At 66.1% G+C, this 9,185-nt stretch carries 11 protein-coding genes and 1 pseudogene; 5 read left to right on the top strand and 7 right to left on the bottom strand.

Annotation, left to right across the window (positions count from 1 at the left end; translation table 11 throughout):
* Positions 1 to 167 precede the first annotated feature (167 nt).
* Positions 168 to 290, bottom strand: coding sequence for a hypothetical protein (locus M4J07_RS10845; protein ID WP_255970325.1), 123 nt, complete (start codon positions 288 to 290; stop codon positions 168 to 170).
* A gap of 83 nt (positions 291 to 373) precedes the next feature.
* On the opposite strand from M4J07_RS10845, the pseudogene M4J07_RS10840 reads away from it, so the two are divergent.
* A pseudogene (locus M4J07_RS10840) lies at positions 374 to 487 on the top strand (IS5 family transposase); the annotation flags it as partial.
* A gap of 110 nt (positions 488 to 597) precedes the next feature.
* Here the strand turns inward: M4J07_RS10840 and M4J07_RS10835 are convergent.
* The 3 genes from M4J07_RS10835 to M4J07_RS10825 all read right to left on the bottom strand — a co-directional run bounded on the left by M4J07_RS10835 (position 598) and on the right by M4J07_RS10825 (position 2,393).
* On the bottom strand, positions 598 to 1,011 hold the full coding sequence (locus M4J07_RS10835; protein ID WP_255970322.1) for a hypothetical protein: 414 nt from the start codon (positions 1,009 to 1,011) through the stop codon (positions 598 to 600).
* A 592-nt stretch (positions 1,012 to 1,603) separates the two neighbouring features.
* Positions 1,604 to 2,257, bottom strand: a complete 654-nt coding sequence (locus M4J07_RS10830; RefSeq protein ID WP_255970319.1) for an IS5 family transposase — start codon at positions 2,255 to 2,257, stop codon at positions 1,604 to 1,606.
* Positions 2,202 to 2,393: a transposase gene (locus M4J07_RS10825; RefSeq protein WP_255970316.1), complete on the bottom strand. Its 192-nt coding sequence runs from the start codon at positions 2,391 to 2,393 to the stop codon at positions 2,202 to 2,204. The genes M4J07_RS10830 and M4J07_RS10825 overlap by 56 nt, the downstream gene beginning before the upstream one ends.
* A 76-nt stretch (positions 2,394 to 2,469) precedes the next feature.
* Between M4J07_RS10825 and M4J07_RS10820 the strand changes: the two genes are divergently transcribed.
* Complete coding sequence (locus M4J07_RS10820) at positions 2,470 to 3,927, top strand: membrane-associated oxidoreductase (RefSeq protein ID WP_255970313.1); 1,458 nt, start codon at positions 2,470 to 2,472, stop codon at positions 3,925 to 3,927.
* A gap of 197 nt (positions 3,928 to 4,124) precedes the next feature.
* Positions 4,125 to 4,799: a hypothetical protein gene (locus tag M4J07_RS10815; protein WP_255970310.1), complete on the top strand. Its 675-nt coding sequence runs from the start codon at positions 4,125 to 4,127 to the stop codon at positions 4,797 to 4,799.
* Positions 4,800 to 5,262: 463 nt separating this feature from the next.
* On the opposite strand, the gene M4J07_RS10810 is transcribed toward M4J07_RS10815, so the two are convergent.
* Positions 5,263 to 5,469: a hypothetical protein gene (locus tag M4J07_RS10810; RefSeq protein WP_255970307.1), complete on the bottom strand. Its 207-nt coding sequence runs from the start codon at positions 5,467 to 5,469 to the stop codon at positions 5,263 to 5,265.
* 69 nt (positions 5,470 to 5,538) lie between these two features.
* Between M4J07_RS10810 and M4J07_RS10805 the strand changes: the two genes are divergently transcribed.
* A complete protein-coding gene (locus M4J07_RS10805) occupies positions 5,539 to 6,306 on the top strand; it encodes a transposase (protein ID WP_255970305.1) in 768 nt (255 codons plus the stop codon).
* 76 nt (positions 6,307 to 6,382) lie between these two features.
* On the opposite strand, the gene M4J07_RS10800 is transcribed toward M4J07_RS10805, so the two are convergent.
* Positions 6,383 to 7,191 (bottom strand): IS5 family transposase gene (locus M4J07_RS10800; RefSeq protein WP_255970302.1). Its coding sequence is split into 2 segments (ribosomal slippage): positions 6,383 to 6,852 and positions 6,852 to 7,191, totalling 810 coding nucleotides; the frame shifts between segments, so codons are not numbered across the junction.
* A gap of 78 nt (positions 7,192 to 7,269) precedes the next feature.
* The gene (locus tag M4J07_RS10795) at positions 7,270 to 7,851 is read right to left on the bottom strand and encodes a hypothetical protein (RefSeq protein ID WP_255970299.1); all 582 of its coding nucleotides are present in this window, start codon (positions 7,849 to 7,851) and stop codon (positions 7,270 to 7,272) included.
* Positions 7,852 to 8,101: 250 nt separating this feature from the next.
* On the opposite strand from M4J07_RS10795, the gene M4J07_RS10790 reads away from it, so the two are divergent.
* Complete coding sequence (locus M4J07_RS10790) at positions 8,102 to 9,160, top strand: LacI family DNA-binding transcriptional regulator (RefSeq protein ID WP_255970296.1); 1,059 nt, start codon at positions 8,102 to 8,104, stop codon at positions 9,158 to 9,160.
* Positions 9,161 to 9,185 lie beyond the last annotated feature (25 nt).

Genomic DNA, 9,185 nt, shown 5'->3' with positions numbered 1-9,185 from the left:
CGTAGGTCGCGGCCGGTGAGCATCAGGCAGGAGAACGCGGAACTGCGCGGGTTCCCAGAATCTCGACGACATGTGGCAAGGGACCCGTCTGTGCGTCGGCGGTTAGCCATGACACACCGACGGGTCCCTTGTAGGTCTTCGATCTGCTGCCCCAGGCCCGTTACGGGTCAGGTCGCGATGACGATCTTGCCGATAGTTCGCCCGCCGTCGGCGGTGCCGTGCGCGTCGGCCGGCCGCGGCCGGGCACGCCGAACGGCCGGGCGGGCCTCTTCCTTGACGTCGTCCCACATGGTGCAGTGCTGGGTGTTGAGCCGTGCGGTGATCTGCGCGGCGAAGTCGTGGTCCGGGACAGGCAGGTCGAGTCGGGTTCGGCCGCGACTACGAACGCCACCCGCACCGCTCCGAAGCCATGCTCCACCTCGCGATGATCGACCTCATGGCCCGCCGCATCACCGGCGAAGCCACCCCCAACTGGTGCGACACCTGACCCGGGACCAAACACCGACCCACGGACCAAGCACTCAGTTAGGTGTGGCTGCTTGCCTTGAGGTGGGAGGCGAGGTCATCGGGCAGACGGGCGGGCACAGCTGCCCGATTTCATCCGGCAGAGTCCTTTTTACCCGCACATTCGGATTTAGGGACGACCTTGCTGGACTCCCCGAGGGGGGAATTGCCCAGGCCGTTGCCTGACCAGAACACGCCGATCGAGGCCTTGGGTGTGCCGTCCGGGGCGGTGACGAAGACCTCAGAGACATAGCGCTGCCCGTCGGCGGTCTTGCCTTCGACTTCAAGAACCCGTCCACCGTCCGTGTCGCGCGTGTTCCGTACTGCCGCGGAACGGCGGACGTGTGGCTCGCCAGCCGGCTTGAGGCAGTCTGCCGCCGCAGCCTTCCAGACCTGCTCGCACGCCTCGACCTGGTACGAGAACTTCTTACAGTAGGAGGCTCCGTTCTTGCCTGGGGCTGCAGAGGACAGTTGTCGCAGCACCTTTACTGCCTGCTTCTCACTCACCGGCGGAGCGGGCGAGCTCTCGTTCGTGGTCGATGCAGATTCGCATCCCGTCGTAAGCAGCACCGTGAGTGCTGCGCCAGTAAGGAATTGCCTGCTTCGCATCCTCTTCGCCCCCCATGGATATGCCGATTGGAAGTGGTTCCCACCTACGGAAACCTCACCGCCGGATGCGCCCGACTGACCGATTGCAGCTTTCACCAGCTGGTCCACCGGGAACAGATGATGACCGATCTCGGCGGCCAGCGCATCAGGTTCCCCGAAATTGAGGGGAACTTGAGGTTTCCGAATAGGCAGTCTGAGCACTTTTAGGCCAGCGAGAGGAGAAGAGAGGCTGAGACTGCCAGCAAAATGCTATGCGGCACGCGACGCCGGGCCGCTAACAAAAAAGAGGTTGACCGGCTCTTTTCGGCAACCTCAAATTACCCTCAAGGTCTTCCTCTTAGGCGTGCACGACGCAGGCGTCCCGTGCAACATCTCTATCGCCCGAAAGAAAACAGGAAACGGGGAGGGTTAATGAATCTGCGTAATCGCAGACGAAGACTGGGTGCCGTGATATCGGCGGCGACCGTCATCTTCGGGGGAATGGTGGCATCTAATGAAGGCGATTGATCCCACACTCGACCGCATGGCGCTCGCGGTAGTCGGTCGTGTCGAACATCGGCGGGCGGCCACCCCGGGAGCCGAGCTTCTCGCGGTTGCGGATCCGATCCGCAAGGACCGGGATCGTCGCCTTGATGCTGTGCCTGCGCAGGAAGGCTCGATTCTTACGGGAGTCGTAGGCTTTGTCGGCACGGACCCGGTCCGGTCGAGTGCGTGGCCGACCTGGCCCGAGCCGGGGCACACGAATCGCCTCCAAGACCGGCTCGAACTGCGGGGAGTCACCCCGCTGACCAGCCCTGATCACAAAGGACAGCGGCTCTTGCCCCTGTTCAACCGCGAGGTGGATCTTGGTGGTCAGCCCGCCCCTGGAGCGTCCGAGCCCGTGGTCGACCGGCTCGACGGCGACCCCTCCGGGCGGCGCCTTCTGGAGCTCCCCCATTGTCGCTGCCCCAGCCGCGTGCTGGTGGGCTCGGCAGACGGTGGAGTCGACGTTCACCTGCCAGGCGATCAGGCCCTTCGCATCCGCCTGCGCCTGGAGATGGGTGACGATCCGGGCCCAGGTTCCGTCCCGCTGCCAGCGCCGGAACAGGTCATAACTCCGACCCCACGGGGCCGTACCGCTCGGGCACATCGCGCCACGGCGCACCGGTCCGGGTCCGCCACCGTATGCCGTCTATCAGCTGCCGCCGGGGCCACACCGGCGGACGGCCCGGCTTGATGCCGTGCGGCAGTAACGGCTCCAGCCGGGCCCAGTGGCTGTTCGTCAGGTCACCACGATTCACAGCGCGTGATCATCCACAACCAGGATCCACTTTTGCAACCTCTATGACATCGCCCCTACGGGGTAATGTCCCGCAAATGGAGATCGTGGAAATGACCTCGCTGGAACGTCGCCTCTATGAGGCATTCCCTCGCGGAGAACCGATCGACCTCCGCCAGTCCCAGGACGAGAACCCCGAACAACCCAGCTCCTGGGGTCCCGAACGGACCGTCCGCGCCGAGGTCATCCGCACCCTCCTCCTCGGCGATGCGTCCGAACCCGATGAGGTGCCCGTCCTCCACCTCACCGGCGCGCGGATCACCGGCTTCCTGGACCTTCAGCACGCAGAGATACCGCACCCCATTCGCCTCAACGTCTGCCACTTCGAGCATCCGCCGGACTTCCGTGGAGCACAGACCCGCCAGCTTGACCTCAGTGCGTCCTACCTGCCCGCCCTCATAGCCACCGCCATACGCGTCGATGACGAACTCCGGCTCACTGCCTGCACTATCCCCGGAAGCGTGCAGCTGGGCAGGGCACAAGTCCCCGGCGGAATCTTCCTCGACCGCGCCCGCCTCGGCGTCGACGGCGGGTGCGTCCTCGAGCTCAGCCATGCCTCCATTGGCAACGACATCTGGGCACCCGAACTGGTGGCCCACGGCGAGATCCGCATCGGAGCCGCCCGCATAGAAGGCGCCCTTGACCTCGAAGACGCCCACATCAAGAACTCGGGAGGTGATGCCCTCAACGCCGCCCACCTGACGGTCGGGACCAGACTCAACGCGGGCGGCCTCGTGGCCGAAGGCCGCGTCAGACTCACCGCCGCCAAGGTCACCGGCTGGCTCACCTTCATCGAGGCCCGGCTCCGCAACCCGGGCGGTGTCGCACTGGGCATCAGCAGCTGTGAGGCAGCAGGGTTCTCGCTCTGGGACGCGGCCCCAGTCTCAGGTGACGTCAAAATGCACTACGCCCACTTCAAGATCATCCACGCCAAGCCCGAAGTCTGGCCTGCCAGGGTACGTCTGGAGGGCCTGACGTACGAGGCCCTCGCCCCGCGCCTGCCAGCCGTACAACGACTCGCCCTACTCGAGCGAGACGAAGACGGCTTCGTGCAGCACGCCTACGAGCAACTCGCGGCCTCGTACCGCCGCGTCGGTGACGACGCCGAAGCCCGTGCGGTCCAACTCGCCAAGCAACGCCGGCACCGGACCACGCTGCTTTGGCACGCCAAACTCTGGGGCTACCTCCAGGACGCTACTGTCGGCTACGGTTTCCGCCCACTCCGTGCCATGGCCTGGCTCCTGGCTCTTTTGCTCCTCGGCTCAGTCGCCTACGGACTGAACCAGCCGCCCGCGGCCGAGCGGGGCAAAGGCCCGGACTTCAACCCCGTCATCTATGCCCTTGACCTCCTCCTACCCATCATCGACTTCGGCCAGGACAAGGCATTCGCTCCCACCGGCCTTTACCAGTGGCTGTCCTATCTTCTGATCGCAGCAGGCTGGATCCTCGCCACAACCATCGCCGCCGGAGTGACCCGCAATCTCAACCGCCAATAACCTGTCCGTCCTCCAAGCCTTGACGTCGCCAGACCGTCTGCTGGTCAACCGCCATCCGCTATGAGGCGGCCGTCGCAGTCCACAGCGAGTGGCTGTGCCCAGCACTTTCGCAACAGGCCCTAGCCCGCAGGCACCCCATGGACTCCAACAGAAGGACTGTGCAAGCCTGTTGACGAAACTGATCGCAGGGGAGACCGATGACAAAGCAACCCGAGGAGCAGCCCCAGTCTCGCGTCAGCAATGAGCTATCAGGCCAGGCACAGGTTCATGGGCCGGTGATCCAAGTCGGAACCATTCACGGCGACGTCCATGCGTACGCCGAGACGGCGCCGGAACCGGAGGTGCCTCTGGTGGTGACCTGCACGAGGATCGGAAAAGGTCACATCTTCGTGTACGCCGGCACAGGAATTACCTGGTCGCCCGGCGGTGCGGTCAAGATCCTTGTCGAGGGGCTCAGCGCTCAGGCAGTCGTCATCCACGCGATGCGTCCCGTCATCGTGCGACGCAGTGAGCCGCGTCCGGCGGCGCTCCTCATGCTCATACTGGGGATTCTGGAAACGCGAGGCTTCGTCACGAACCTGGATGCGTCACCACCCGTGCTTCAACCCGACGGGGGACCAGACTTTCCGTTCACCGTCAGCAACAGCGATCCGGAACTCTTCGAGATCACCCCCACGTCGACCTTCGAAGTCGAGTGGCGCATCGAGCTGGATTGGTCGAGCGCGGGCCGCAGCGGAACGATCACCATTGCTCCAGGTGACGCCGACCGGATGACCTACCGGCCCGAGCCCCTCACAGCCGTGCGTGACGCCACCCGTGAGGAGATCGCAATGGTCAAAGAGCGCGAACCCGCCTGGCGAACCATCCTCTAAACCTCGTCACAGGACTTCCGGGCACAGATCGCCAACCGCGCGAACCCGCAGGGGCCGCAGATCGGCCGACGATCCTACGGCAACTGAGGTGGATCAGGCATAGCAGGACGCAGGTTGATCGTGATCGGCTCAACGATGCTCAGCCCTTCGGGCAGTGGCTCACCAAGCCCCCGAGTGATGGCAACGGCGCGTCGCGCGACGACGACTTGTCCTCCGTCGAGAACTGCATCCTTGAGAGAGATGCGTCCGTCGGTGTCTCCGTGACGGTCCTCGCTAACGACCTCGTGCACGATAAGCATCGCTGCAGGTCAGCGACTTGCGCTATCGCGACGTCCGAGGCTTTGACCTGCGCGAACGCGGCGCTGGCTCCTATCGTGCACGAGGTCGTAAGGGCTGTCCCGCAATTGATGACCAGGCGATAAGGGGGTAGTGGTAGTCCGCGGGCTCGTATGCAAGTCGGGGTTCATCTGCCGCCCGACTTGATCCATGGCCATTTGACTGTGCAGACCACGACGGGTGCGACGAGCATGGCCAGCAGCCACAGGCCCACGCTCGCTGGAGAGTAGATGTAGTAACGCCAATGCTCTGGCAGGGGCGACGGCGCGAGTAGGAGCACGATCAGCGCGGTCCATGTGACCAGCACGGCTGCTGCCATGCGTGCTGCGATCATCTCTGTCGGCTCCCTCGACGGCGCTCGTCTTGTTGGATCGGATGATAGGGCGGCTGAGATGATCTCGCTGTGGCTGGAGTGGTCACGGCGTCGGAGCCGTCCTGGATAGCCCCGTTCACCGGGCTGAGCCCGCGCGGCTTCGCCAAGTTGATGACCGTGGTGCGGCGTGAGGTCTCGGACGAGCCGCGGCGCGGACGGCCGTGGAGTCTGCCGCTGGAGGACCGGGTACTGCTGGTCGCGGCGTACTGGCGCACCAACCTGACACTGCGCCAACTCGCCCCGCTCTTCGGCGTCTCGAAGTCGGCCGCCGACCGGATCATCGACCATCTCGGGCCGAAACTCGCACTCCAGCCGCGCCAGCGGTTTGCGAAGGACACCGTGCTGATCGTGGACGGCACCCTGGTGCCCACCCGCGACCACATGGTGGCCGAGCAGTCGAAGAACTACCGCTACTCCACGAACCACCAGGTTGTCATCGACGCCGAGACCCGGGCCGTCGTGATCGTCGGCCGGCCGCTGCCCGGCAACCGCAACGACTGCAAGGCGTGGGAGGAATCCGGCGCGAAGGACGCCGTCGGCAACACGATGACCATCGCGGACGGCGGTTATCCGGGCACCGGCCTGGTGATGCCGCACCGCCGCCGAAAAGGCCAAGAACTGGCCGACTGGCAGAAGACGCACAACACCTCCCACAAACAGGTCCGCGCCCGCGTCGAGCACGTCTTCGCCCGCATGAAGTGCTGGAAGATCCTGCGCGATTGCCGCCTCAAGGGCGACAACGCCCATCACGCGATGCTCGGCATCGCCCGCCTGCACAACCTCAACCTCGCCGGATAAACGGTAGGCCCCGCGACCGGCGCCCGCTCCCCAACCCCGTCGAAGATCATTTACGGGACATCCCTTACTGATTGTTTCAGAATGAGGTTCGGAGTCGTCTCAGGCAGATGATGCTGCAGGCGAGTTGAAGGAGGCCGAGGTGCAGGTCGGCGCGCACCTCGTAGCGGATACGTAGGCGCTTGAACTGGTGGAGCCAGGCGAAGGTCCGCTCGACCACCCAGCGAGTCTTACCCAAGCCGGAACCGTGGGCGACGCCGCGACGGGCAATGAGAGGCTTGATCCCACGCTTCCACAGCAGGCGGCGGTACTTGTCAAAGTCGTAGCCCCGGTCGGCGAACAGTCTGCGCGGTCGCGTCCGCGGGCGTCCTCGCAGGCCCCGGATCGGCGGGATCGCGTCCAAGAGGGGCAGGAGCTGTGTGACGTCGTGGCGGTGGCCGCCGGTCAGCGTTACGGCCAGCGGGCTGCCGTGCCGGTCGACGATCAGGTGGTGTTTGCTGCCCGGCCGGCTCCGGTCGACCGGCGAAGGACCTGTGTGGTCCCCCCTTTGAGCGCCCGGACGTGCGAGCCATCGATCGCCGAGTCCTCCATGCCCAGGAGACTCGCCTTCCGCAGGTCGGCGAGAAGCACTTCGTGCAGGCGGGGCCAGACGCCAGCCTCAGTCCAGTCCCGGAGCCGGCGCCAGGCAGTCACTCCTGAACAGCCAACGACCTGGATGGGGACATCGCGCCAGGCCACGCCCTTGCGGAGCACGTAGATGATGCCGGCGAGCGCGACGCGGTCCGGCACGGGCAGTCGTCCGGGGTGGCGATGGCGTCGGGCAGGCCGAGTGGGGAGAAGCGCAGCTATGCGGTCCCAGAGATCGTCGGACACAAGGTCGGCAGGCATGTTGGAGAGTCTGCCCGACGCCCTATCAGGCATTGGCAGCGAATCCGGTGTTGATGCGACAGGCGGGGCTGGGCGGGTTCAGCGCCAGCCTCCGTGGCGAGGTTCCACGGGCTCGCCGAACAGTGGGCCGAACTCCTGGCCGTCCTCGTCGATCACGACATAGTCCGCTTCCGTCTTCGACGCAGCTGCGTGCAACCGGATGACGAGGTCAGTGACAGGCACGATACGCAGCGACAGGGCTGCGGCCACCTGGGCAGCTTCGTTGTCGATGTCCGGGTTGTACTTGTCGCGGCACAGTTCAAGGCGTCGAGCGGAGACCTGCATGACCTCGACATCGCCACCGCACGAGAACGTGAGGCAGTCGTGCCATTCCAGCCCGATTATGATCTCCAGGGCTTCCCCCAGGTCATCGGCGAGCAGACCGCCTTCCCCTTCGGAACTCGCGTACACAACCGGTCGGCGGCCGTTCTGCCCGGCGCAGAGGAAGTAGGCCCCACCGGCAGTCTCCCCGGCGATCACCTCCATCGGCGCACCTGAGGCAAGCCTCAAGCCCTCGCCATAGTGTTTCCGATGGATGTCGAAGCCGAACGACGACCTCAGCAGAAGGTCGATCTCCGGGGTGTTGTGGATCAGGTCGAGCAGGTGATCACTTGAGGTCATGGCACGGACGATAGCGACTGTCACTGACGTGTCGGCACCGCGGTGAGCAACGTGATGCTGTCCGTCCGCGGCCTGCCTGCCTCCCCCCGAAGATGGCCCTTCACGTTCACTCGAAGGGCCATTCATGCCTGCATCCGAGCCACCACTGCTCATTCTGAAACCACCAGTTAGGCTGAATGCGCTTCCAGCCAGGAGAGCGGGCAACCGGCGCGCGGGAGCGCGCCGTTGAAGGGGCGGGCGAGACAACAAGATGACCAGCACTCCCACGGTGTACGACGTCGCCGAACGGGCCGGCGTCTCCATCGCGACCGTGTCGCGCGTCTACCGGAATCCCGACGCGGTCCGCGCCGCGACCCGCGAGAAGGTACTGACCGTGGCGCGCGACCTCGGCTACGTGCCGAGCGGCAGTGCCCGCGGGCTCGCCAGCCGCACGACCGGCGTGCTTGGCCTGTGCTTCCCCGACTTCCACGACACCGAGGCGGAACACGCCGCCGATGCCGAGGACGGCGAACTGGTCCTCTACTCCGACCAGGTCATCCGCGGCATGGAGCGCGCGGCGCGGCGCCACGGCTACGCGCTGCTCGTCTCGGCCGCCCACGCCGACCAGGCGAACCGGCAGCTCGCCGAGGTGGCGGGGCGCGTGGACGGCCTTGCCGTGCTCGCGCAGGCGGTGAGCGAGGAGGACCTCGGCGTCGTGGGGCGCCGACAGCCCGTCGTCCTGCTGGCCGGTGAACGTCACTCCGGCTACGACCATGTCGAAGTGGCCAACTTCGACGGCCAGTTGGAGCTCACCCGGCACCTGATCGTCGACCACGGGCTGCGCCGGCTCGCCTTCGCCGGCGGCCCCGCGGACTCGCCGGACGGCGAGGCGCGCTTCCGCGGTTTCCAGGCCGCCCACCTGGAAGCCGGGCTGCCGCTTCCGAAGGAGCCCGACACCAGGGGCGACCTGACCCAGACCGCGGGTCGCAAGGCGGCACTGGAGCTGCTCGACCGCGACCGACCCCTGCCCGACGGCCTGATGTTCGCCAACGACCAGATGGCGGTCGGCGCGCTGCTCGCCCTCGAGGCCCGCGGGGTCCGCGTCCCGGACGACATAGTGGTCACCGGGTTCGACGGGATCCCGCTCAGCCGCCTGGTGCGGCCGGCGCTGACGACCGTGCGGCAGCCGACCGGCCGACTGGGCGAAGTGGCGGTGGAGTTGCTGATCGCCCGGCTCCAGGGGCGCGAACGGCCCGCCACGGTCCGCGTGTTGCCGGTGACGCTGAACCGCCGCGCGAGCTGCGGCTGCACACCGGAAAGCACCGTTTAGGGCGCGAACCTCCCGTCATTCACTG

Origin of the sequence: Streptomyces longispororuber, assembly GCF_024448165.1 — a bacterium.
Classification (GTDB): domain Bacteria; phylum Actinomycetota; class Actinomycetes; order Streptomycetales; family Streptomycetaceae; genus Streptomyces; species Streptomyces longispororuber_A.
The sequence above is the reverse complement of the archived record's forward strand: the minus strand, read 5'-3'. Positions and strand labels throughout refer to the sequence as shown.